At 60.0% G+C, this 24965-nt stretch carries 21 protein-coding genes; 10 read left to right on the top strand and 11 right to left on the bottom strand.

Going from position 1 to position 24965, the window contains the following annotated elements; genetic code table 11:
• Positions 1-48: 48 nt before the first annotated feature.
• From GGD67_RS27800 to GGD67_RS27775, 6 genes are all read left to right on the top strand, one after another.
• The gene (locus tag GGD67_RS27800) at positions 49-534 is read left to right on the top strand and encodes an Hcp family type VI secretion system effector (RefSeq protein WP_092258832.1); all 486 of its coding nucleotides are present in this window, start codon (positions 49-51) and stop codon (positions 532-534) included.
• A gap of 190 nt (positions 535-724) precedes the next feature.
• Positions 725-1273 carry a type VI secretion system baseplate subunit TssE gene (tssE, locus tag GGD67_RS27795; protein WP_092258829.1) on the top strand — a complete coding sequence of 183 codons (549 nt, stop codon included), beginning with the start codon at positions 725-727 and terminating at the stop codon, positions 1271-1273.
• A gap of 1 nt (position 1274) precedes the next feature.
• Positions 1275-3242 (top strand): type VI secretion system baseplate subunit TssF, encoded by a 1968-nt coding sequence (gene tssF, locus GGD67_RS27790; protein WP_092258826.1) that lies wholly within the window; start codon positions 1275-1277, stop codon positions 3240-3242.
• On the top strand, positions 3206-4270 hold the full coding sequence (gene tssG / locus GGD67_RS27785; protein ID WP_179737363.1) for a type VI secretion system baseplate subunit TssG: 1065 nt from the start codon (positions 3206-3208) through the stop codon (positions 4268-4270). Before tssF ends, tssG begins: the two co-directional genes overlap by 37 nt.
• 95 nt (positions 4271-4365) lie before the next feature.
• Positions 4366-7005: a type VI secretion system ATPase TssH gene (tssH, locus tag GGD67_RS27780; RefSeq protein ID WP_179737361.1), complete on the top strand. Its 2640-nt coding sequence runs from the start codon at positions 4366-4368 to the stop codon at positions 7003-7005.
• Between the two features lie 5 nt (positions 7006-7010).
• On the top strand, positions 7011-8597 hold the full coding sequence (locus GGD67_RS27775; RefSeq protein ID WP_179737360.1) for a methyltransferase regulatory domain-containing protein: 1587 nt from the start codon (positions 7011-7013) through the stop codon (positions 8595-8597).
• 88 nt (positions 8598-8685) lie between these two features.
• Here GGD67_RS27775 and GGD67_RS27770 read toward each other — a convergent pair whose 3' ends face one another.
• Positions 8686-9297 carry a hypothetical protein gene (locus tag GGD67_RS27770; protein ID WP_244550695.1) on the bottom strand — a complete coding sequence of 204 codons (612 nt, stop codon included), beginning with the start codon at positions 9295-9297 and terminating at the stop codon, positions 8686-8688.
• A 232-nt stretch (positions 9298-9529) separates the two neighbouring features.
• On the opposite strand from GGD67_RS27770, the gene GGD67_RS27765 reads away from it, so the two are divergent.
• Complete coding sequence (locus GGD67_RS27765; protein ID WP_177237209.1) at positions 9530-10405, top strand: hypothetical protein; 876 nt, start codon at positions 9530-9532, stop codon at positions 10403-10405.
• A gap of 137 nt (positions 10406-10542) precedes the next feature.
• On the opposite strand, the gene GGD67_RS27760 is transcribed toward GGD67_RS27765, so the two are convergent.
• The 3 genes from GGD67_RS27760 to GGD67_RS27750 form a co-directional block, all read right to left on the bottom strand.
• Complete coding sequence (locus GGD67_RS27760; RefSeq protein ID WP_179737358.1) at positions 10543-11844, bottom strand: hypothetical protein; 1302 nt, start codon at positions 11842-11844, stop codon at positions 10543-10545.
• Between the two features lie 299 nt (positions 11845-12143).
• Positions 12144-12710, bottom strand: coding sequence for a hypothetical protein (locus GGD67_RS27755; RefSeq protein WP_179737356.1), 567 nt, complete (start codon positions 12708-12710; stop codon positions 12144-12146).
• A 1927-nt stretch (positions 12711-14637) separates the two neighbouring features.
• The gene (locus GGD67_RS27750) at positions 14638-14919 is read right to left on the bottom strand and encodes a hypothetical protein (protein ID WP_179737354.1); all 282 of its coding nucleotides are present in this window, start codon (positions 14917-14919) and stop codon (positions 14638-14640) included.
• Here GGD67_RS27750 and GGD67_RS27745 point away from each other — a divergent pair.
• On the top strand, positions 14910-15368 hold the full coding sequence (locus tag GGD67_RS27745) for a class I SAM-dependent methyltransferase (protein WP_312009883.1): 459 nt from the start codon (positions 14910-14912) through the stop codon (positions 15366-15368). The two genes, GGD67_RS27750 and GGD67_RS27745, sit on opposite strands and share 10 nt — an antisense overlap.
• A gap of 9 nt (positions 15369-15377) precedes the next feature.
• Here GGD67_RS27745 and GGD67_RS27740 read toward each other — a convergent pair whose 3' ends face one another.
• Positions 15378-16181 carry a cysteine desulfurase family protein gene (locus GGD67_RS27740; RefSeq protein ID WP_179737350.1) on the bottom strand — a complete coding sequence of 268 codons (804 nt, stop codon included), beginning with the start codon at positions 16179-16181 and terminating at the stop codon, positions 15378-15380.
• A gap of 1073 nt (positions 16182-17254) precedes the next feature.
• Between GGD67_RS27740 and GGD67_RS27735 the strand changes: the two genes are divergently transcribed.
• The gene (locus tag GGD67_RS27735; RefSeq protein WP_246784199.1) at positions 17255-20272 is read left to right on the top strand and encodes an adenylate/guanylate cyclase domain-containing protein; all 3018 of its coding nucleotides are present in this window, start codon (positions 17255-17257) and stop codon (positions 20270-20272) included.
• A gap of 179 nt (positions 20273-20451) precedes the next feature.
• Positions 20452-20859 carry a hypothetical protein gene (locus tag GGD67_RS27730; protein WP_092258800.1) on the top strand — a complete coding sequence of 136 codons (408 nt, stop codon included), beginning with the start codon at positions 20452-20454 and terminating at the stop codon, positions 20857-20859.
• Between the two features lie 415 nt (positions 20860-21274).
• Here the strand turns inward: GGD67_RS27730 and GGD67_RS27725 are convergent, their stop codons facing one another.
• The 6 genes from GGD67_RS27725 to GGD67_RS27700 form a co-directional block, all read right to left on the bottom strand.
• Positions 21275-21751, bottom strand: a complete 477-nt coding sequence (locus tag GGD67_RS27725) for a DUF2269 family protein (protein ID WP_092259296.1) — start codon at positions 21749-21751, stop codon at positions 21275-21277.
• On the bottom strand, positions 21751-23028 hold the full coding sequence (locus tag GGD67_RS27720) for an SDR family oxidoreductase (RefSeq protein ID WP_179737346.1): 1278 nt from the start codon (positions 23026-23028) through the stop codon (positions 21751-21753). Before GGD67_RS27720 ends, GGD67_RS27725 begins: the two co-directional genes overlap by 1 nt.
• 22 nt (positions 23029-23050) lie before the next feature.
• Positions 23051-23605 (bottom strand): hypothetical protein, encoded by a 555-nt coding sequence (locus GGD67_RS27715; protein ID WP_092258792.1) that lies wholly within the window; start codon positions 23603-23605, stop codon positions 23051-23053.
• Positions 23606-23678: 73 nt separating this feature from the next.
• On the bottom strand, positions 23679-23861 hold the full coding sequence (locus GGD67_RS27710) for a DUF2934 domain-containing protein (protein WP_312009910.1): 183 nt from the start codon (positions 23859-23861) through the stop codon (positions 23679-23681).
• A 340-nt stretch (positions 23862-24201) separates the two neighbouring features.
• On the bottom strand, positions 24202-24399 hold the full coding sequence (locus tag GGD67_RS27705) for a hypothetical protein (RefSeq protein WP_092258786.1): 198 nt from the start codon (positions 24397-24399) through the stop codon (positions 24202-24204).
• A gap of 151 nt (positions 24400-24550) precedes the next feature.
• Positions 24551-24790 (bottom strand): hypothetical protein, encoded by a 240-nt coding sequence (locus tag GGD67_RS27700; protein WP_179737344.1) that lies wholly within the window; start codon positions 24788-24790, stop codon positions 24551-24553.
• Positions 24791-24965 lie beyond the last annotated feature (175 nt).

Here is a 24965-nt window from a genome sequence, read left to right as displayed (position 1 = left end):
CCGCAGCATCGCAACCGTAAACATGCAGAATTTTGAAAGGACTATGCTATGGCTGTCGACATCTTCCTGAAACTCGATCCGATTAAAGGCGAGTCGCTGGACGACAAGCACAAGGACGAAATCGATATCTTGAGCTGGTCGTTCGGCGAGAGTCAGACCGGCACATTCCACAGCGGCTCGGGCGGCGGCGCCGGCAAGGTCAGCATTCAGGATCTCCACTTCACGCACTTCGTCGACAAAGCCACGCCGGAACTCTTCAAAGTCTGCGCCAATGGCAAGCACATCGACACCGCGATCCTCACTGTCCGCAAGGCCGGAGAAAATCCGCTGGAATATCTCAAGATCGAGATGAAACACGTCATGGTCAGCAGCGTATCGACGGGCGGATCGCACGGCGAGGACCGTCTCACCGAAAACGTCAGCCTGAACTTCGCGAAGGTCAAGATGACCTACAGGACCCAAACGGAGAAAGGCGCTGGCGGAACTTCGCCGACGTTCGGCTGGGACGTGCCAGCCAACAAGGAATGGGCCTGATTTTCGGCCTCTGCTTGGCGCCGGTTGCGAACAGCGCGAACCGGCGCCAGCGTTGCAATTTTGATCCGTAGCTTTTGGCCGGCCCATCGTAAGTCGACGCCTGCTGAAGCGACCTCGGAGATCGACTAGCGCCCTGTCGAATTGCGTTTGGGCCAGGCGCCGTTTGAGTCAGGCGTCATGGGGACCGTAAATGACCATTGCACCAAAGAGGGATCGGCTCTCTCCTCCATTGATGCTGGCGTTTCGCTCGGCCCATGAAGCGCGCGATGCGCGCAAGAAGCTCAATTTGCGCGATGAGTTCGGTGAACGGGTCATTGCCGGGCGGCGCAGCGCGGGTCGCTTTCCGATCTCAGAAACCCTGCTGCGGCGCGAGGTCTCGCATGACCTCGAAACGCTCCTCAATACCATCGCTCTGGAATCGATCCTGGACCTGAACGGCCGGGATTGCGTGCGAACGTCGATCCTGAACTACGGCTTCCCCGATATCGCCCACAGATCGATCGACGAGGTCACCGACGATGAACTCACCGACGCGCTGCGCGCAACGCTGACGACTTATGAACCGAGGCTTGATCGCAAGTCGATCCGGATCCGCCGCGACGGCTCGGTCGGCCCCGAACAACTTAAGCTGCGCTTCATCGTTCACGCAGACCTGAAGACCGAGCCGCTCAACGTCCCTGTGGAATTCGTCGCCGACGTCGATCTCGACAGCGGCGACATTCAGATCAACCGACTGTAGCATGAATCGCGAATTCCTGGATTTCTACAACCGCGAACTGTCGCTGCTCTACGAGCAGGCCGGCGATTTCGCCGAAGAATATCCTGGCATCGCGGAGCGCCTGGGCGGCCTGGTTCGGGATCGGTCGGATCCGATGATCACCGGGTTACTCGAAGGCGCAGCGTTTCTCGCCGCCCGTGTTCAGCTCAAACTCAAGCATGAATTTCCGGAATTCACGGCCAACCTGCTCGAGCAGCTGGTTCCAAACTACCTCGCCCCTACCCCATCGGCCATGCTGGTCACGGCACGACCATCCTATGCCGACCCGGCGCTGCGCGATGGCAAGAAGATCGTTCGCGGCGCCTATTTCGACGCCACCTATCGCGAAAGAGAGCGAAGTCTTTCCTGCCGATTTCGACTCTGCCGCGATATTGCGCTCTGGCCGTTCGACGTCACGGGCGCCGAGTATTTCTCGACTGCAGGCGCGCTGCAAGCGCTTGGGATTTCGGTCGGCAGCGACGTCATCGCCGGACTGAGACTGTCACTGACGCATCGCACTGCGGCTCGGCTCGATGAGGAACCGCCGGGCGCAGAGAACCGGACCAAGCCGGAAACCTGGTTTGCAGGCTGCCGCGTCAGCGAACTCCCGATCTATCTGTCCGGCGCGGAATCCGACGCCATCGCGCTTTACGAGCAGTTGATCTCGAATTGCCGGGGCGTCTACTTCCGCCATCTCGACGACTTCGGCGACCCGGTGGTGACCCGTGCACCCGATGACTGCGTGCAGCAGATCGGCTTCGACGAGAACGAGCTGCTCTTTCCCAGCGACAATCGGGTGTTTCGCGGTTCGGAACTGCTGCGCGAATATTTCATGTTCCCGCGTAAGTTCCTCGGCATCAACCTGACGGGACTGCGCAGCGTGATGCCACGGCTGCGCAGCAAATCGATCGACATCGTCTTTGCCTTCGATGAACATAATTCCCGTCTGGCCGCCGCGGTGCGTCCTGATATCTTCATGCTCTATACGGCGCCAGCGATAAACCTGTTCGAGAAGACGAGCGATCGCATCGTCGTCAAGTCGAATACGCACGAGTACCATGTGGTGCCGGATCGCAGCCGCTATCTGGAATACGAGCCCCACCAAGTGCTCGAAGTCTACGCCCACTTTTCGGCAGAAAAGGACAAGCGGCCGGTGCGTCCGCTGTATTCGGCGGCTGTCGACCGGACCAGCGGATCGGTCGAAGGGCTTTATTTCACGGTGCGCCGGTTGCCTCGGCGCCGCACCGTGGAAGAGAAGACGTACGGCGCATCCTCCGACTACACGGGGACGGACATGTTCCTGTCACTGCTCGAGCCCGGTCAATTGAGTGGCGAAGGCCCGGTTGCCGAACTCAGCGTCCGGGCATTGTGTTCCAATCGCCATTTGACCGAGCATTTGCCGGTCGGCCAGGGCGGCGCCGATTTCCGCCTGCTGGATGATACCTCCCTCGATCTCATATGCGTCGCGGGTCCCACCCCACCGCGCGAGCCGGTGGTTGCCCAGTTGCGCAGCCGCAGCGAGATCGCCAATAGCGGGATTGTCAGCTGGCGGCTCATCAACATGCTGAGCCTGAGCTATCTTGGCCTCGTCGAGCGCGGCGGCGGCAAGAATGCCGGAGCGCTGCGCGAAATGCTGTCCTTGTTCGCCGACCAGTTCGACGACGCCACAGAACGTAAGATCCGCGGCGTGCGCAGCATTGAAAGCCGGCCGGTGGTACGGCGAGTGCGTGAGCGCGCGGGCAGCGGCGCGGCACGTGGTCTGGAGATCACCGTCATTCTCGACGAGAAAGCATTTGAAGGCAGCGGGGTGTTTTTGCTCGGCGCTGTGCTGGAGCGTTTCTTCGCCGATTATTCGGGCTTCAATACGTTCACGCAGACGGTGATCTCGACGCCGGAACGCGGTGAGATCATGCGGTGGCCGCCGCGCATGGGCACACGGAGGCCGCTGTGACGCTGATCGAAGAGATGAAGGCCGAGCCTTGGCGGTTCGATTTCTTCAATACGTTGCGCCAGCTCGAGCGGGCCAATCCGGATCGGCCGCGGATCGGTGACAGTGCCACACGGCGAGAAGAATACGTCGACCTCGGCCAAGTGCCCTATTTGGAGTTCCCCGCCTCCAACCTCGCGGCGGTCGATGACCAGTCCGGCCGGCTCCGGATACTCGTCAAGTTTCTCGGCCTCCTGGGACCACAGGGCGCACTGCCGCTTGCGACCACCGACGAAAGCCTTGGTTGGTGGCTCATGCGGGACGACGCATTCCCGCGTTTCCTCGACCTCCTCAACGGACGCTTCCTGCAACTCTTCTTTCGCGCCTGGGCCGACGCGCGACCGATCGCGCAGCATGACAGGCCGGCAGAGGATCGCTTCATCGCCTATGTCGGCTCCTTTGCTGGTCTCGGCTCCGACGTTTTCGTCGATCGGGACACCGTACCGGACATGGCGAAGCTCAGCTTCGCCGGTCTGATCGCTCCCAGGGCCAAGTGCGCGTCACGGCTGACGCGATTTCTGCAGGGGTTGTTCGACGTCAAGGTCGAGATCGACGAATTTGTCGGAACTTGGCTCTCCTTCGATCCGAGTCACTGCAGCCGTCTCGGCGGGACGCATGCGAGGCTCGGCCGGGACGCCCTTCTGGGCTCACGCGTCTTCAGCGTTGAGGACAAGATCAGGGTTCGAGTCTTCGTCAAGAACTTTACTCAGTACGAGCAGTTCCTGCCGACCGAAACACCCAATCTGTCGGAGCCACTGGCAGACGCCGTGTTCTTCTACATTGGCGATGAACTCGAATGGGAGGTGGAACTCGCCATTCCCTCGGGAGAGGTTGTCCCGGTCAGGCTTGGGCAGAGCGGTCGGCTTGGTTGGACCACCTGGGTGTCGCCGAACTGGAGCTCGACGGAAGAATTTCGCCGCGATGCCCGCTTTCAGCTCGGTGAGCGCCTGAGGGCCCGTCGCGGCGCCGCGGTCGATGCGGCTGCGATTTGAACCTATCCACCGCACCGACCGCCACAACACTAGGGATTTGAAGCATTTTCCGCATGGTGCCGGGCACCGCGGAGGAATTGAGCAGGAGGGCCGCCGTGACAGACATCAGCCTGGAAGCTGTAACGGGGAAACTGAACCGGGCCGGCTATGATGCCTTCATACAGGCTTTGCGCCATGCCAAGAGCGCCGGTAACCGCAATGTGGAGCTCGCGCATTGGCTGTTTCATATCCTGCAGCAGGAGCGCACGGATCTGAGCCTGTCCCTGGATCACTACAAGCTCGACCGCCCGCGCTTGTTGTCGGACCTTGCGGGAGTCATCAATGGATTTCGCAAGAACGAGACCGACATGCCAGGTGTCGCCAATTCGGTCATCGATCTCCTCGATCGGAGTTGGCATTATGCGACGCTCTTCTTCGGCGAAACTCAGATCCGCACCGGCCATCTGCTTGTGGCAGGCCTGAAGTCGAACGATGTCCGTCGTGCCCTGAACAATCTCTCGCAGGAATTCGCGAAGGTCAACGTCGATGCACTGGCCGCCGAGCGCCGCGCGATCTGGTCCGGCTCCGATGAGGAGACCATGCGGCCGATGGACGGCTCGGGACTGGTCGGCGCCGGTACGGAGGGTGCGGACCAAACAGGTCCCAAAGGAACGACGCCGCTCGCCCGGTTTGCCCAGGATCTCACCGCCAAGGCCAGATCAGGCCAGATGGATCCGATCCTCGGCCGGGACGACGAAATCCGCCAATTGATCGACGTGCTGATGCGCCGGCGGCAGAATAACCCGATCCTCACCGGCGAGGCCGGCGTCGGCAAGACCGCCGTGGTCGAGGGCTTCGCGCAGCGCATCGCCGCTGGCGATGTACCACCACCGCTACGCAATGTAACTCTCTGCGCGCTCGACATCGGCCTGATGCAGGCCGGCGCTTCGATGAAGGGCGAGTTCGAACAGCGTCTGCGCTCGGTGATCGATGAGGTCCAAAACTCACCCACTCCCATCATCCTCTTCATCGACGAAGCCCACACGCTGATCGGAGCCGGAGGCGCGGCCGGCACGGGAGACGCGGCCAACCTCCTGAAACCTCCCCTCGCTCGTGGCACGCTCCGTACGATCGCCGCCACCACATGGGCGGAGTATCGCCAGTATATCGAGAAGGACCCCGCTCTCACACGACGCTTCCAGCCGATCCAGATCGATGAACCCGACGTCGAGACCTGTTGCATCATGCTGCGCGGACTTCTTGGTCCGATGCAAAAGCACCATGGTGTTCGCATCTCCGATGCCGCGATCGTTGCAGCCGTCAACCTCTCGCACCGCTACATTCCTTCAAGACAGCTCCCGGACAAGGCAGTCAGCCTACTCGACACCGCATCGGCACGTGTGGCCATCAGCCAGAGCGCGACGCCGGCTCTGATCGAGGACACGCGTGTTTCGATTACCGCTCGCGAGGCTGAACGGTCCGCGCTGGTCAACGACGCTGACCTCGGTATCACGAAGAGCGAGCGCATTGCCGCGATCGACAACGATATCGCAGCTCTGAAGGACAAGCTGGCGCACCACGAGGCCGATTGGGCCGCCGAGCAGGTGCTGGTCAAGGACATCCGCAGCATTCGCGAGATCCTGTCGGAGGCCAAGGAAGGCGAGGACCCAGCTTCCAGACGCGCGGAGCTGCGCGGTAAGTTCGAGACGCTAGAGGGCATCAATCCGGAAAAGCGGATGGTCTATGCCCATGTGGATCAGCAATCGGTCGCGTCCGTCGTATCCGACTGGACCGGCATCCCGGTCGGCCGGATGATGCGGGACGAGATCGAAACTGTCCTGAAGCTGCCGGAGATTCTCAACCGCCGTGTGGTCGGCCAGTCCCATGGGCTGACGATGATCGCCAAGCGAATCGAAACCAGCCGAGCCAAACTGGACAACCCGTCGAAACCAATCGGAGTGTTCATGCTGGCCGGACCGTCCGGGGTGGGCAAGACGGAAACCGCCTTGGCGCTTGCCGAGACCCTCTACGGCGGCGAGCAGAACATGATCACGATCAACATGTCGGAGTTTCAAGAAGCGCACACCGTTTCGACCTTGAAGGGCGCACCTCCCGGCTATGTCGGCTATGGCGAGGGCGGCCGCCTGACTGAGGCGGTGCGGCGCAAGCCCTACAGTGTCATCCTGCTCGACGAGGTGGAAAAAGCCCATCCCGACGTTCATGAGATATTCTTCCAGGTGTTCGACAAGGGGACCATGGAGGACGGCAACGGCCGGCGGATCGACTTCAAGAACACCTTGATCATTTTGACGACCAATGTCGGCACCGATCTGATCATGGGCCTCTCGCGTGACCCCAAGTATCGCAACGAGCCGGAAGAGCTCGCCAAGATGCTGAGACCGGAATTGTTGAAGGTGTTTCCCGCAGCACTCCTCGGACGCATCGTCTCGATCCCATACTTCCCGCTGTCGGACGAGATGCTCGCCGGGATCACTCGATTGCAGCTCGATCGGATCGGACGGCGGCTCAGCGACAATCATAACGCGGCCTTCAGCTACGACGATGTCGTTGTCGAGCACATTGTCGCACGCTGCAACGATCCGGATTCCGGCGGGCGCATGATCGACAACATCATCACCAACACCTTGCTCCCGGAGCTGTCGCGCCAATTCCTCAGCAAGTCGCTCGCCAAGGAAGAGGTCAAGCAAGCGCGAGTCTCGATCGAAAACGACAAGTTCGTATATTTGTGGAATTGAGGACGATGAACATTCAAACCGAACATCGCGCCGCGAGCACCGGTCCCACACCATATGACGAGGTCTTCTACCCCGGCCACGTCTACGGCCTCACTCATCCGAACCATCTCGCAACCATCGCTGCGGTTTATGGCATGCAACCCGCTCGGGTGGAACGCTGCCGGGTGCTGGAGCTCGGTTGCGGCGTTGGCGGCAATCTGTTGCCGATGGCCTTTCAATATCCGGCCAGCGAATTCGTCGGTATCGACCTGAGCGGTGTAACGATCGAGCGCGGTCAGCGAAATATCGCAGCCTTGGGCTTGAGCAACATCGAACTCCTGCACCGCGACATCATGGATGTCGACGCAAATTTCGGAGAGTTCGACTACATAATTACCCACGGCGTGTTTTCATGGGTGCCGCCGGCAGTGCGCGAGAAGATGATGATGATATTCAAGCAGAACCTCGCGCCGCAAGGGGTCTGCTATGTCAGCTACAATGCGCACCCGTTCTCGCACATGCGGGACATGGCCCGCGACATGATGCGGTACCACACCCGCCGCCTCACCAGCATGAAAGAGAAGGTAGGTCAGGCCCGCGCAATCCTGAAGTTCCTGAGTGAGGGCTCGAAGGTTACCTCGGTTCACGGTGCGGTCATGCGCGACCAGTACAACCGCGTCCTCAAGTCTCCCGACGAGCTGTTGTTTCACGACGATCTCGACGACGGCGCCGAGGCATTCCTGCTGCACGAAGTTGTCGAGCGCGCAGGCTCCTGTGGCTTGCAATATCTGAGTGACGCCGATTTCTCGCGACGCAACCTGGCAGGCTATTCCGAGGAGGTGCGCGCAACGTTGCAACGCTTCCCGGACAGCGAGTTCATGGCGCGCGACCAGTATCAGGATTTCATCGACGGGAACGGCTTTCGCCGTACCCTGCTCTGCCACGACGACGTCTCGCTCTCCCGCCAGATCGACCTCGAATTCATCACCCGCTTTCATTTGCTGAGCACGACGAGCCCGGTTGATCCGGACGCCTGCGTGACCGACGATTCAGCGATGGAATTCGAGAATCAGGACGGTAGCACGATTAAGGTGACCAATCCGCTCCTGAAGGCCGCGCACCTGTGTCTCGGCCGCACCTGGCCTCGCGCACTGTCCTTTGACGAATTGCTCGCTGGCGCCCGGGCACTGCTTGGTGGCCGAATGGCAGATGATGACAGAAGGGCGCTGACTGAGGCGATGTTCATCCTGGCTTGCAGCGGCGAGGTCTCCTTCCTGCTGTCGCGGCCGTTCCTTTTGCAAGGCGCGTCGGACCGTCCGCAGGCGAGTCTTCTCGCCCGCAAGCAAGCACAGACAGGTCCCCTGGTCACCAACCTTCTCCATCAGACGGTGCAGCTCGAGGATGACCGAACCCGGGACTTTGTGCAATTGCTCGACGGTACCCGGACCATCGACCAGATCACGACCGAAATGACCAAAAGATTCGGCGAGACCATCCGGATGGATCAGAGGGATAGCGCCGGACACCCCGCGGAGCCGTTGCTGCTGTCAACACGAGAAAGCGTTCAGCGTTCGCTTGCGATGGTCGGCAAGCTGGGTTTGCTGGGCGCCTGAGGGTCCAGCGGGTTGGCCTGCCCGAGAAAGAGGTCACGGCATGGAGGCGAGAGCTCCTGCTCTCTAACGGAAAAACAGCTTAGGTCGATCAGCCGTCGTGAGTGTATTGCTGGCCAAGAAGCCATCCAGTGACAATGCCGGCCGGACCGCTGGTGTAGACACCATTAAGGCCAACGCCGGCGCGCAGCATTCGCCATTCACTTTCGCCGACCCACGGAATTCCAGGATCACCCTTCTGATATTGCGACAGCAGCGTTCGGGCGACCTCTGCGGCATTTGCATAGATCGGCCCGTTGGCCCAGCGAGGTCGGGGCAGGCCCGTCATGCGGCAATAGAGGGCCGTGCAGACGTAGGCGGACGCCTCTTCCGCATTGGCGTCGAGACCGGTGCGCAAGAGATCGTAAGCGGCATGCAGGGCTTCGTGGACGATATAAGCCCCATCCATCCGCCCCGTCGCAGATACGACCTCAAGAGTATTCGCGGCAACCGCAGTACCGTCGGCTCGCGTTCGCGCGACGTCGTTATATTGCGCAGCAACACCGGCCGCGAGATCGGTCGGAACCCGGACGGTGACTTGTCCCAACCGGATGGCGCGAGCGACATGATGGAACGTTTGCGGTGCTATCGTCACGTGACTGCCGCGGATCGGAAACCGGAACCGAATGCGTGCGACCGCTGGGCCATTGAGCACGTCGAGCACCTTGCTCCGCAGTGACATTGGATTGTCCTGGCTGTCGAGACCACCCCATGTAACGTGGTCGGCGCTGCCGGTTGGGAGGTTCAAACAGTCTATGCGTCAGCGTGACGGGAACTCGGTCACTGGAGATGACTTAGGCTGCCGGCAGCACAATTGAGCGAACTAAATTTTGAACCCGCCCCGCTTGGGGCAGACCAATCTGAGATTAGTCTTGCCCGCGGAGGGCGGCCCTGCGATGACCAGCAACCCGACGACGACCGACACTTTCCGCAAGATCGCGGCGCGGCTGACCATGTTTCGCCCGCAGATCGATCTGACGCAATACTTCGCCGGTCGCAACCCGGATGTCCGCCTTTATGACGAAAAGCCCTACATCAGGCATCAGCTCGAGCAGTACGGCGTGGCGGCCGCAACGAATACACTCGATGGCGTCACCTTCCTGCCAACGAACTGGTACGACCTGATCAAGAAGCTACGCATCGCCAAGACACCCGACGGATTCGACGCTTTCGCCGAGGGGCGCAGCCCGGAGAAATCATCGCATTGGGCCCTCGATCTGTCGATGGCTGCGACGATCGGCAAGGGTTTTCGAGAGATCTGGCGTCCGAAGCTGTCCGACAGGCCACTCTCAACGCGGGACCTCCCCGGCCGGCACGGCTTCGGGCTTGGACGCGACCGCGGACAGTGGAGCGACGCCTACAGCTCGCAATTCGGTAAGGACCCGCAACCGCAAGACATTACCTCGCTGCATTTCGCAGTGGCGCCCGATCGGGTCAACGTCCACATCGACGAAACAGGCTTCGTATTCGAGGGCGCGGACGGCGCCCTCACGGTCGGGCCGAACTTCGCGCACCACGCCGGCAACGAATTATTCTGGAAGAGCAACCCACATCTGCCGCGTTGGGCAGCCGAACATATCGACCTCATCCTGCCGAACAGTGCGAATGACTTTTCGCGCTTGGGCATTTCGGCCGACATCTACCGGCGCAAGGACTTGCGCGTCACGGTCACCGGCTCCTGCGGAATTTTCGGCGGATTCGAGTGCTCGGGAACGGTGAGCATCAGTGGGACGCACAATTTGCTCGGCTCGAAGCCGAAGGGCGCCCGCTAAAGCGGATCGGGCGCCTACAAGACTCTCACGCCGAGGATCCGCGATTGCCGCATTAAAGGCGGGCCCGCCGACGATCCCAGCGAAAGGCCAGCAAGATCTCAACACCGCGTATGGGCTTGTAACGTGGCACAGTTGCATCATCTGTACGACGGTAATGGATCCAGACGTCGAGGCTTCGACTCGGGAAAAAACCGATGCGCGGTCGTGTCGCGAACGCCCATCAGAAACATGTCCGCCCAACCATAAATCTCGTCAATTTCCTTGCCGGTATCTACGGCACCCTTCACGCGCGCTTCGGGCCTTGGAGACCCGTCGATCATCCGGTTTGCCTGGTCGAGCGAACCCTTGTTTGTTTCGGCGAAGACAACGTTAAGTTCTTTCAACCGATTGACGATCGGCGATTCGATCCAGTTATGATGACCGAATCCTTCCCGCCAATCCTCTTCCAGGTTTTCTAGCTGCTCGAGATCGCTCAGACCGGCCTTTGCCAGCTCCTCAACGCGTCGTTTGTAGCGCGGGGATTTGCTCATAGCCGCCATCGCGCGATCAAAGACCTCATGGATGTAGTCGGCCCAGAGCGCCCTCTCGTAATGGTCGGCCAGAAAATGGCGTGCAATCTTCACCGGGGTCTTGCCGAAGAATTCCCACTCGGCGGCCCATCGCATTCGGATCGTGTCGATGTGCTGGCGGACCGCCGTTCTCGCTTGTTCGACATTGCCCTTTTCGCGCGCCAACCAGGCTGCGCCGAACTCGGTCCCTTGGTTCATCCACATTTGAACGTCCCTCAGTTGGGACAGAACAACCTCGGCTGATTCGTCAACGAGCCTGCTGAAGTCTGCGTCCATATTTGCCGCAACAGACGGTTGATCCATGGGATAGGAGCCCCTGCGATCCGGGGCTGGAAATTTTTTGCCGATTTCTTTGCCAACGTCCTTGACAAGGTTGCCAAATATTGCGGCCTGCATCTTTGAAAATCGGTCGAGGGTCTGAGGTTCATTCATTTGCATCACGGAAGCCAAGTCCCACTTGTATTTCCGGACGGTAAAGCTTGGAACGAACTTATATTGAACCCAAGCACCGAGGAATGTCATCGCTCCGCTCGTCACAAGAGAAAAGATGAAAGCAAAACGGGCCGCGTCTGCCTTGTACTGCTCTTCAACCTCTGTGAATGTCTTCGCGCGCATCGCTACGGCGGTCGCGTAAGCGGCCGTGACATCCTTGAATGCGTTCTTCCACACCTTGATCTGAGCCTCGTAGTCTTTGTACACGCCATCAAGCAGCTTCCAGCCGTAATCGCCGAGATCACGTTCGTATACGACCTTGGGATCTCTCTCCCTGTTTGATCTGGGTCGGCCGGAAGGCGAGTCCTCGCGCTGCGCACGAGGCGTCGTTCCAGGCGGCAGGAACGGCTTGATCAGATCGATGGGCAGCGGCGCCATATCTCCCCTCCTCAATTTCTAACGCGCAAGTGGCATTCAGACTAAGACCATGAACGCCGACGGCCTCGCACCTCGGTGAGTCCGGCTTTCGCACCTGGCAATTCGCTATTGGTCACAGCGAAAGGCGGTCGGGTTCGGTAACGCCGCTTTTTTTGAACACACTTGTTAGTTCCACTCCGTCGAGGAACCGGTGCTTTAACGATAGAGATAACGGAGATTCTGGCAGCCTGCGTGCAAGTGTGATCGGCCGCACAAATCGTTCAATCCGGTACTCTCCCCTGCTTGTTGTCGGAAGGTGGCTAGATCGTTCCGCCGCCAACGAAGATTTCGACGACCACCGCCCGATTGGCGGCCCTGTTGATCACTGTCGTGTTGTCTTGAAGGTACTCGTAGTGTGGAGCTGGCTTAACGGAGAAGACGCGCGAGCGGGCGCTGGGGCCGAACAAGTGAAAGACATTCCTCGCCCGGCCCGTGCGCAGGGAAATGTTGTTCCGTTCATTGCCGGTACTGTCGCTGTATCCGATAATCTGAAACTGCAGCGACTTGTCAGTCTCGAAACGCATGAGCTGCGCTGCCAACAGCGGATCGCGCTTGGCGATGGTCTTGAGATGCCGCCAGTCGACGCCGAAATCCCATATGATGAGATATTGGCAGGCACCCACCGGCGGGACCAGACTAACGTCCGCACCGATGTGGCCGACCTCGGTGCGGGACGTCGCAACTTCATTGGCCTGGTAGGGAAAGACGTCGGCGCTGCGAACCTTGGCAAGTGGCGCGCACTGTCGTTCCGGGGCCGCCAAATTGGGCATCTTTTCCACGGGACCGGGCGGCATGTATTGAGGCAGAGGTTGCGGCGCGCGTCCCATCGCAATTTCTCCTGTTGCTGGCCTGGCCCGTTCAAAGCTGAGGACTGAGGGAGCGTCGGCTCCCACCACGGCTTGACTAGTAGTGACGTGAGCGGTCGGCAGGTTCAAATGCGAGTTGCGGGCGCCACGGAATCACAACGGCTTTGGTCACCCCATACGAAACACGTCACGTAGCTTGCCCCTTCTAGCGCGATTTGTACTTGGTGAGATGGTAGACGCCAAGTGGAACGAGAGGGCTCCAGAGCGTTTTGAAACGTCCGTCCGAACTCACTTATCTGATTGGACGGGGACAAGCAGCCCTCCGCGGGACTTCGGTCCAGGCTCTGAGCAGCACGCAAAACGAGGAGCTTGCGCATGGACACCGAAAATCGCCCGACTCCTCGACGTACTTTGCCATCCTCTCGCGAGAAGACGCCGTCGCACGTCGAGATGCGGCCCCGAAAGGTGGCAGCATCGTCGACGTCTTTGAAGCGCTTGCCGCCGTCGGCATCGAAGGGCACCTCGTGATCTGCGACGAGAGTTTTTGGGACGCCGGCCACGTCGCGATCGGATCTCGATCGAAAGTTAGCGGATTGAGGGAAGTGCCCTAGGGGCGGCACGCCGCTCAAGTCCATGTTGGCGAGGGCAACCTTTGATTTCGAGCAGCCTCATAAGGTCCTGCGATCATCGAAGATCGCATTCCGTACCAGCTCGCAGCCCATGCTTCGAGCGCGGCGCCTGAGACCAACATCACGCGCCCGTGGCGGCCAGCCCTTCGAGATGCGCTACGGTGGCCGTCAAGCTTCGGCTCGGCGGGGTCATCTGATTGCTCACCTCGCGCGCCTGAGTGAGCATCCTGGTCAACGGTCTCGGCCGGCCTGTCGACTGGCATGCTGCCGAACCCGAAGTAAATTGGCCGACGGCCGGCGCCGATCCAGGAAACCACGGAATCATGGAAGTCAGTGGCGGATTCCAAGGTCATCGTGCCGACCAACGGCCTCCCCCAGCTCCATTCCGCCTCAAGCCCTGGAAAGAACACCTTGTCATAGGCTTGAATTTCCAAAGCTTTGGACTCGACGATGCCGCGGGCAAGCACGAGTTCTGGAGTGCGGAAGCCCTAGGGCTCGGCGCTGTTCATCATAGGCCGGTCGCAACAGGCGCCAATGCGACCACTCGGCGACCAGTCTCGGCGGCAATCGAACCGGCAGAATGTGATTGTTCGGCCTGACAGGAAAGTAATGCAGGGCGGCAAACGGTACGCCTCAGCGCTGTGCGAGAAAACTAAGTTCGTAGGCACAACGCCAATCGCGGGCGGCCTCTTTAGCAGCTCCAGCTCTTCTGCACGCTGTGGTGCGACGCGGTACTCCGCCAGCAAAAACGCGCTGGAACGCTGAGCTCGTTCGAGTTAAGTCGGGACGAACAGCTCTTATGCGAGTGAGACCCACCACACCGAAGCTACGCTAAAGCGCGCGTACCAGCCGATTGCCCTATCCCACTCTATCATTTCGAACGACGTTTCGTCGTTGATTTACAAGCACAAACTTTCAAACTCTGACGGACAAATGCCGACGGTATACCCGCCGCAATTTTTCGGTCTTGGAATTCACAGAAAAAATTGCTCTTCACGAAGCACTGGCAATTCCGCTGCTATCGGAGTCTATCGACTGGCCGACGCGCCGCGTGCGCAATCAAGACTGACACGGCTCGCACTGGCACAGAGCTTCCCATACCGTCAAAGATCAAGAAGAGACCTGGTCCCGGCGCCGTTCCTCCCGTCGCTGTGCGGCAGCCATGCATGTCCGCTCCGCATTCAAAAGCCGCTCTCTCCGTCAGCTCGGTTCGTGCCCCCTAGCGGACCTGCCCAAAGTGTAGGACTGCTAACGAGGGCAACCGGCTGCTCCTCAATGTTACTGCTTGCTGCTCAGCCGGGCAAAGATCTGAAAAATCGCTACATTTCGGAAACGGCGATTGGCCTTTCATTTTCGGCGAGCCAGATCCCCGGATTCAAGGCACTTTTCAGAGCCAAGCATTTGGATCGCGTTGCTGAGTCACGGAGTCGATGATGCGTCGTCCTCACTTTATTGCCGAGCACGCTCGGAATGCTCACGGCCTGTTGGGCCGGTTCATTGCTTTCATCATGGCCCGCGAAACCTGGCGCCAGAACTTGCGCGTGATGGATGCGCTCCGCATCGAGCAGGCCGATCATGTTCTTGACGTGGGGTGCGGCCACGGCCGCAGCCTCACGGAATTGGCCGCGCGAGCTCCTCGGGCCACATCGTCGGGGTGGACTCTTCTGAGCTGATGGTCGAGATCGCAAAGAAGCGAAACCGACGCCTGATCGAATCGACTCGCGTGGACGTCATTCGTTCGAGCGTGGAAATGCTGCCTTTTTCCGACGACATGTTCGACAAAGTCCAGTGTATCCACGTGCTCTATTTCTGGAAAAATATGGAAACATCCCTGGGCGAGATCGCCCGCGTGCTGAAGCCGGGCGGCCGTCTCGCGTTACTGTTCCGGACGAACGCAGACCCGAAAGCGATCGCCTCGTTCCCACGGGACATCTACAGCTTCTCCGCGCTGGTGGACGTATCCGCAGCGCTCGAACATGCCGGCATGGACATCCTCGTTGCGGACGACAGCGCAAACCAGCCAGCTCTCGTGCTGGCGACGAAGCGGTAGGTGAAACGATCAGACCGCCGCGTTCGTAGACAGGCGTGCGACAACTTGGTCGATCTCGTCGACCGTCGTGTGCCTTCCCAGGCTGAAGCGGATCGCGCCCATTCCAGTCCTTTCGGGCACGCGCATGGCCGCGAGAACCGGTGAGAGTTCGATCTGACCCGAATGGCACGCCGAACCTGTCGACGCTGCGACATCGCGTAGCTGGGCCAGGATGTCCGCGCCTATTCTGCCAACGAACGACACGTTGAGGGTATTGGGCAAGCGATGCGTGGGATGGCCGTTGAGCGCGACGCCTTCACCGAACCTGTCTTGCAGAGCCTGCCATAAACGCTCGCGCAGAACTTGGACGTGGTTTATGGGGACAATATCCGCGGCCAGCGCACAGGCCGCCCCAAGCCCGACTACCAACAGCGCGCTCTCGGTTCTGGCGCGTCGGCCCGATTCGTGACCGGCACCGTGGATCAACGGCTCAAGCTCGAGGCCTCGCCTGACATACAGCGCGCCTACGCCCTTTGGGGCGTAGAGCTTATGACCGGCGATCGTCAGCATATCGACACCGAGCTCGTCCACCTTGGTCGGAATTTTTCCGACCGATTGAGCAGCGTCGGTGTGGAAACGGATCCCGTGCTGCCGCGCGATTGCGGCAATTTCCGCGATGGGCTGTATGGTGCCGACTTCGTTGTTGGCGTGCATGATGCTGATCAACAGCGTCTGCGGAGTAATGGCGCGCCGCACGTCCTCCGGATCGACCAGGTCTCCCCGGTGAGCATTACGAAGATAGCTAATTAGCTTTGCGGCATCGATTATTTGCATCCCACCGAATTAGTGCTTGTCGAAGGGCGAAAGCCCGAGACATCCCCCGGACGCGAGCCCCCCGTGGCCTCGACCAACGCAAAGCTTCGCAAACCCCAGATAGCCCGTTGGTCGGTCAGGATATCCAGCAATCCAGCTAAGAATGCGCCTCGGTTGTGGTGCGGCGCACACTTCCCAACCAATGGCATTGCCGCCTATGCGCTCGCGATTTCGGCAGGCCAGCCACATGACCCATTTGACGCAGCTCCCGTGGGACCTCAAGAAGTCGGAGGCCGTAGGTAAGGGCTTATAAGAGCGCCCCTAGAAACATTGAGTTTTTTGGTAACCGCTGCGCGTCTCGGACCATCGGCCTTGCCGGATGCACTCAGCAACTTACTCTTTTCAATCGTTGGTAGAAGCGTATATTGTCGCTGGTTGATCCAAGGGAGCCTCCTTATGTTCGGATCAAACCTCTCGCGCCAGGGAATGGTCGACGGTCTTGCGGTCGGAGTAAGCATGCCCCCGCGACAATCTCGTTAGAGACGTTCAACAGCAGCGCTTGTGCTCGATCCGCACGAAAGGTAGACGGGCTATATTTCTTGGTCCGGTTAATGGGCATCGGAGAATGTTCGTAATCTATTGAAAGTTAAACGGCTCGAATTTCGTCGAACGAAAACGCGCTGGGCTCTCCCGCTATTGCGCCCTGTGCAGGTTCGCTCTCGCGAAGTCCGAAATGCATCATCTCTTTAGAGCATCGGGGAACGTTGAGAGATTCCGTGATTGCGCTCTGATGCCTAGGCTGCCGATGAACAGCCAATAGAAGACCACACGACCGAGAATCTCCTGGAGGAAACGATGATCACGCCCATGCGCCTCCGTTTTTTCGTTGAAGCCCTCGATGAGTATGCCCAGCCATGACCACGTGTCCCGTTTGCTCAACCAGCGTCGCCCGCAAGCACCGGTACTGCCCGCAATGCGGCGCCAGCCTCAAAGGTACCGCCGAAAAGCCTTCTCCGCTCCCACCTCCCGGCGGATCGGCTCGCGATCAGTCATCTCTTCGACGACAGCATCGCTCCAGGTCGCGGACAGCGCAGATGTTGACGGAGAACAAGCAGGTGAGCGCCCTGTTCGTCGACGTGTGCGACTCGACCTCCCTGTTGCAGCATGTAGACCCGGAAGAGGCTCGGGAATACCTCGGCAAGGCACTCGACCAACTCGTCGACGCGGTCGAAACCTTTGGAGGCACCATCAGCCAATTGCTCGGGGACGGTCTTGTTGCGTTATTCGGTGCTCCGTTGGCGCAGGAAGATCATGCCTTGCGGGCCTGCATGGCTGGGCTCAAGATGCAGCGGGCCACCATTCCCGGCTACGAAGCGCGCGGCGTCCCCAGCCCCAAGATTCGCATCGGCATCAACTCCGGTGAGGTGCTGGTAGGCATCGTCGGGCAGTACCAGTGGTCACACTACGGGGCGGACGGCAAGACCATCCACATCGCGTCGCGGCTGGAGAAGTTGGCGCCCCCGGGCGGCATACTGATTAGCGCCTCGACGCAACGCCTGGTAGCGCAGCAGATCGACACGCGGCCAGTCGGGGAGCGCACTGTACGAGGATTGGCTGCCCGGATCGAGCTCCATGAAATCGTAGTCGGAACCGAAAGTTCGGCGGCCGCGCCTTTGACGAGAAAGCAGCGATGGGCGCCTCTCGTCGGACGCGAAGGTTCATTGCAGGTGTTGGAGGGGGCCGTCGCGACGGCTCAAAAGGGCGAGATGTGCTTGATCGCACTACGAGGCGATGCGGGGATCGGGAAGTCCCGACTGATCGCCGACTGGACGGGCGCGCTCTTGACCCAGGGTGTGGACGTTTGCATCACCCAGGCTTGGGGATATGCGAGCACGAGAGCTTACAGCACCGCCGCCGACCTGATCGCGAGCATGATCGGCCTGCCCCGAACTGGCGTGACCGAAGTGAAGCAAATTGCGATGCAGGCCCTGGTCGCGAAGTGGCCCGCCGAAGGTGCAGAGCATCTGGCCGCGGTGAGTGACCTGCTCGGACTGGAAGCGCCAGCAGAAGCATGGCTGGCACTGAATCCGTCACAAAGGCGGCGCCGCATCGGCGACGCCCTGCTGTGGCTCGTCCGCCGTCGTCTGCAGGCAGGCCTTTTCGTGCTGGTGCTCGAGGATGTCTTCCTGGCCGATCGCGAAAGCCAGCGGCTGTTCGAGGCTTTGCTTCCCAAGCTCCAGGGGCTTCGGATCTTGGTCTGTGTCAGCTATCGGCCGGATTTCCAGCATGAATGGGGAAAGGCTCCGTGGTTCGCAGAACATCTGGTCGGCCCCCTGCGAGACGGCGAGATGCTCATCCTCGCCCGTGCTTTGCTCGGCGATGATCCTTCCGCGCGCGACGTGACCAGCGAGCTGATCCGTCGTGCCGACGGCAATCCCTTCTTTCTGGAGCAACTGGTCATCACGTTGATCGATGACGGATCGCTCGAAGGGATCCCGGGCGCATACCGTTTGCGAAGGCCTCTCGGAGAGTTGCGGGTCCCGGGCTCCATCGCCGCCGTGATCAGTGCGCGGGTCGACAGGCTGCCGGACGCCGCGAAGTCGGCACTGGAGGCCGCCAGCGTTCTGGGTGACCCCGTCACGCGGGAACTGATCGCGGACATGCAGGGGGTGAATCTTGCGCGTGCGGAAGAATTGCTAGGTCTTTGCTTCTCATCCGGGTTGCTGACGACACCCGATCAAGAGCGCAGTTCATCCAAGTCGTGCGCGTTCCTGTTCCGTCACGCACTGGTGCGGGATGTCGTGCTCGGAACCCTTACCCGCGGCCGCCTCAAGGCGCTGCACCGACAGGCCTTTCTGGTCTTGCATTCGCAACCAGGTGCTGGCGACGCGGATGCCGCGCCAGCGCTTGCTCATCACGCCTTCAAGGGCGAGGAATGGGAGCATGCCGCAAGATTCGCGGTCAGGTCGATGGTGCGCGCCATCTCGCGCTCAGCCAATCAGGAGGCCCTGCAACTGTTCGAGATGGGCGTTGAAGCATCCCGTCACGCCGGGGACGAGTCGACGGCACAAGCCCTGGAACTTGCGCTTCGGCTGGAAGCCATCGGCGCCATGATGGCGCTCGGGCAGATCGACGAGATCTTCAAGAACATGGAGCGCGCCGAAGCCATCGCGGCCCAACTGAACGACCAACCCGCACGCGCATCGGTTTCGAACCAAACGGCGTTGTTTCTCTGGATGCGCGGGCGCTTCAACCAAAGTCTGCAACACGCTTCACGAGGGCTGGACGCCGCCCGCCTTGCGCAACGGCGCCACATGATGATGGGGGCGCATCAGACACGCCTGATGAACTTTCACGCGCTCGGGCGGTATACCGAGGCAGCCGCGGAAGCCAGTATCGTGCTCGCCGACTACGAGCCCGAATTGGCCGAGCACTCTGTCCCACCCGGATGGGCTGCCATCCCGATCATCAGCGTGTACTCGTTCTATGCCAGCACGCTGTGGCGTCTCGGCGATCGCGGAGGTGGGCACAAAACTTGCGCGAAGGCCTATGAAATTCTATCGAACGTCAACCACCCGTACTCACGTGTACTGATCGACACTGTCCAGGGGCAGATCTGGATCGAGGAAGGGGAGCTCGACAAGGCGGAAGCTTTGCTCCGCGCGGCTGTGCAGCACTGCTTGACCTACAAGGTGCCGACTACGCTGGCCATGTGCACCGGAGTGCTCGGTAGCGCGCTCGCGCGCAATGGCAAAGCCTTCGAGGCTGCGGCACTGCTCGAAAGGGGCTTCGACGACCGCATCTACGACGCAGCCGGCACCTACGGCAGGACCTTCATGCGGATCGGCCTGGGTGTCGCCTATCGCACCATCGGAAGGCTGGAAGATGCAATCCGTGTCGGACGCAAGGCCGTCGACCAGGCCGACGAAGAGTACGGACACAAGACGGAAGCCCTTTTCGAGTTAGCCGAGACGCTGCGGAGTGCCGGCGATGCGCCAGACGCGGAGGACTGCTTCATTCAGACCTACGAGGCGGCACGTCGGTTGGGAATGCCCTACTACGAGAAGCGTGCGGCAGCAGCCCTCGCGCATCGCCGCTACGACCAAGCATGAGAGCCTCGAACAGCCAACCCGACGCTTTGCCGCCGGGCGTACGCCGCCTCTCCTATGGACTCTTTTGTTGGCTGAATCGTCACATCATCGTCTGCCCGGAATCGGCGCAATGCTTCGGTGTTGGCCTTTCGTGGGCGGATGGTGCGGCGTAGCGGCGCGCCAGCGCCGTCAGAGATGTGATGACGAGGCCACGAAGCTTCTCGAACACCGCCCATGCGCCCAACCTGACTTCCGGCCACTATCTGATCGCCATGGAACCCGGCCCCACCTACGATGCCGACAAGATTTTGCTTGATGCGCGGCTGAACGCATTGAAGCCGACGCTGCCAGAAACTCAGCGACTGGTCACGCATCTGAAAGCGCACGTGACCGGCAAGCCATTCGATCTCATCGAAGACTGTCTGATGTGGATCGTGTTTCGCGCGATGGATCCGCTGTTCGGTTCGGCCACCAACAGGGTGGCGGCGGGCGCGCATGGGAGCGTCCACGATCCCGGACTGAAGAAACAATATCTCACGGAGATCGGGTACGTCGCGGGACAATGGCTGGCCGGCGATTTGGCCCAAACATCGTCCGCTTCGAGCTAAGAGCTTTGGGTCGGGTAAACCGTTGCCTCCCGCAGCAAAGGTCATCTTCGCACGTGGTGGCTGGTTCGAGAGGCGTGTCGCACACTTCGGTGCCTCGCTCATCCTGTACCTCGACCGGACCCTTGGTGAGGTGCCAAGCCTTCGCGGCCGCGTAGGTTCCTACCGCCTCCCCTCCCCCTCGATAGGCATTGCGATCAACACGCTAGCGCCGCTGCCGCGCGGCTCTATTCCTCGCGATCAAGAAGCTGGCGAATGTCGAGAAAAACCGGGTGAGTCCCTCGTCGGCAGCCGTGTTGTCGGGCGGCCCAATGGTCGTGATGCCCCAGTGCCAGGTCTGCGCGTGTCGCGGCGGCTGCAGCAAATTGGCATAGAAAAACCGAAATCCTGAGTCTAGCTCGGCAATTGCTCCCATCTTTCAAAAAACCGCAGGTTGGGGTTTGGCTATCATCAGCCAGAGTATAGCGGCTACGGCAGTGAACGCTGGAATGCCGAAGGCGAACCACAGCCAAAACATTCGGTGATATTCAGGCGGCAAAGGCGAGCCTTTTGCCGCTGCGATTGAGGCAAGATCCCTCAGGCGAATTTGCATCCAAACAACGGGCAGCCATAGTGCCCCCGTGATGAGATACAGCACGATCGACCAAATGATCCATCCTTCCCAGAAGGAGTAGCCGACGTGCAGCACAAGCAGCGAGCCTGTGACGGGCTGTGCAACGACAGCGGTGGCTGTGAAGATAAAATCCGCAATCACGACAATTCGGGCGACGCCCGCGATGACGGAGGGCTTTCCGCCGAGGTGAGCTGCAAGCATGAAAAACGCAATGCCGGATCCTGTGCCAAGTAAGACCGCAGCGCCGACGATATGTAAGTATTTGAGAACGAAGTACAGCATCATCGATCTTCAAGAACAGCTAGCGCGGCGAAATGCAGGACGATAATCGGCCAGATTTTCAACATCGGCCCCAGAGGATCGGCCCATAGGCGCGGCACAAGGATGGTCCCGATGATCGCGTAAGTGAAGGAGATCGCGATGGCGGCATAGAGCCCGTACCGGCTGGTTGGTCGATAGGCAATCGCGAGTCCAATCAGCAGATCGGATAATGCGCCGGCGATCACCGTGAGCGCCGCACTCGTTCCTTCGACACCGCCCTCGCCCATGAGACCCAGACCGTAGCCCCAGCCCGGCCCCAGCGAGACAAAGGCGGTCGAGATCCAGAATAGAGACAACACGATAAATATCGCTGGTTTAAGCAAGTACATCCGCGCAAACCAGCGTTCCTGCACTGAAGCTGGTTCGGAGGCGAAGAACTCCGGAAGCCCTTTTGGATGCAGCCCAAGCCGCCGCATGTCTCCAACATCGCCGACCGCGCCTCGCCTAATCTCCCGCTCGGCAGTGCTCCGTACGGGAGGCCGCCAGCCCAAAAGCGATATAATGTCACCGAACTTGTACATCACGCTTGAAGCAAAGTTCGGCAAGCGGATCTCGTGCGCCGGAGGCCAACGGTACCAACGGCGGATCAGTGCGATGACTTCGGGGAAAGAATGGCGATGCGGGCCGACCAGTTCGACAATTGTCCGTGTGGGCGCACCGGGCTCCAGAAAATGCTGCACGGTTTGCACGACGTCCTCAAGCAGGACGATCTGGAGCTGTCCCGTGTTCGGCATCACCGGCAAAGCCGGAAGGGCTGCCAGGCCCCGCATGAGCGCGCTGGCCCCATAGGCCGCCCGACCGATCACGACAGACGGTCGCAAGATGATCCAGTCGAGGTCACGGCCCATCAGGGCCTTGTCGCCAGATAATTTGGTTTCTGAAAACGCGCTGGGAGTTTGCCGGTCTACCCCGATTGCGGAGAAATGGATGACGCGGCGGATTTTGAGTTGCTCACAGGCGGCAAAAAGATTCGCAATGCCCTGATGATGGACCATTGACGTGGAATCCTTTGGGCTATCTTGGAGTACCCCGGCGCAATTCACTACGGCCTCTACGCCATCGAGGTGGGGCAGCCAATAAGACGGAGACGTTGCCTGGTTAAGGTCGACCGAGATAGCACTCGGACCCCCAAAATCCACGCTTCTACTCATAGAAACAATTGAATGGCCGCGCGAGGATAGGTAAGCCACGATCGCGGATCCCAATAGTCCTGTTCCTCCGATGACAGCAACCTTCATTGATGGTCCTCCGCGTTCGGAGCTAAGCCCTGTTCCGCGATCGCAAACCTCGAGCGAATTCCTCCATATAGGGAAGGACTTCAAACAGCAGGACTGCGAATAAGAATGCAGCCACGTAGGTCCAGGGTAATGGCTCTCGCTTCAAGACGAGTTCGTAGCGTGCGGGCTCAGACCCCATCCCCCAGAGGCTAAGGAATTGCGGCCAGTTCAAGATAATTACGATGACCATCGCCATGAGGGGCATCAGTTCAAGAAAACTATGGACCTGCTGTTCGATGGGCGTGATGAGCCGCTTATGGCTAGCGAATGTTGTGTCCCAGAGGGCTGTCAGCTGATGCGTAACAAAGCCCGCGATCATAGTCGCGATAATAAGAGCGTTAATCTCCAAAAAAATCGCCGCCAGCATAGGTATCGCCAGCTCGATCAACATCAATAGATGAAGCAGAGTTTCCTTATAACCGCTCGTTATCTCAATCCGAGAAGCGCGATGGCAAAGGTAATCAGCAAAGCCGGCCAATAGCCAAAGGGGCAGCACAAAGTACAGCAATATGGTTTCGGCTGCTGCGAAATGAGACATTCGGTAAGCGCTCTCCTCTCTACAGGCTGTTCTCTACAGGCTGTCTGGGGTGCCGAGGAGTTATGACTTGTCCTCATTTCGCAACTCCTGGTCCGCCAACTGCCAGAATTCTTCGTCGCCTGCCTTCAGGTTTGCCTTTCCGCTCCCATATTTCATAGGTGCGCTTCTCGATTTCCTTTTCGGTCCGGTTGGGCCACCACGACTTCCTGCAACTCTGTGGGGGATCGTGGGTTGAGTATCGGCTAATCGCGACCACTTCGACAGTTTGCGCCAGCGATGCGCTGGGCCATCTGCTGCCGAAGCTCTGTATTTTCACTCGCCGGGGCGAATCCCTCCTCCGCTGATAAGCACGACAAGTCCGCGAGGTTCCTTCGCTGAATCAACGCGGCGAGCTCGGCTTGCGTGATCGAGAACAGTATTGGCGCTCCCCCGTACAGGACGACGATCCACAACCCGATGCTATGAGGAGCGGCCCCATTGCAGCCGAGATCGTGACAGCGTTCTCACTGATTGCGGAAGGCGCCCTTGCTGGCGCGGTCCCCAAGGGAATTCTTCCTCGTCTTTCAGTTCGGGTCTCGAAACGGCGTAGCGCGCGTTCACTTGCTGGATGAGGTCGAGCCCGTCGTGACGCTCGGGGCGTTGTTCGGAGTCGTAGTGGTGGTCTGATGACCGACATCGCGTCCATTGTAGAAGAAGACGGCCGCGACGACCGCGATGACGAAGATTGCGCCGACCATCCAGCCGACTGCGCTGTTCTGCCGTGACCGAACGATGGTCTGGTCGTTTTGATCCATGTTGTTCTCCCTGACTGCCTCGAAAACATGTCGCCGGGAGAGATGTTCCTAACTCGGCTTGCTCGGTCGTGGCACAACGATCTACCGATCGAAGACGCATCGGTTCGCCGCCCGGCGAGCGACAGGATGCAGTCGACGATGCATCGGATGCCTAGCGTCGGCGCGCGACCATAACGCCGATCACGAATGCCGCGGCCAGGGACCGGAGCGGTGCGGCCATGGCGATCTCCCGCAGTTGCTGGGCGATGAGCGCTGTGGCTGCCTTCGCAGGTGGTCCATGCCGCGGCGTTTCCGCTCTCCGGGCGCCGGTTGCTACCGAGGCGTTTCCAACGCTGGGATCATCAGAAAGGCCGGATGCTTCGGTCATTGCGGAAGCGTCTTTCAGGTCCATGGGAAACCTCGTGTGGCAGGTTCGAAGCAACCGTTCCCTGTCCGTGCGGTTCCTATCGATCGGCTTGCAGCAATAAAAGCGCGAAAACAACCCGATGCACAGTAACCGGGGACAATGGAATCAATGGATTGGCGGCCGTCCGCGACATCCCTCGGTTTTTTCGAATCCAGCTTGG

This window comes from Bradyrhizobium sp. IAR9, from assembly GCF_013408065.1.
Lineage (GTDB): Bacteria > Pseudomonadota > Alphaproteobacteria > Rhizobiales > Xanthobacteraceae > Bradyrhizobium.
This window is presented reverse-complemented; position numbering and strand designations above follow the sequence as displayed.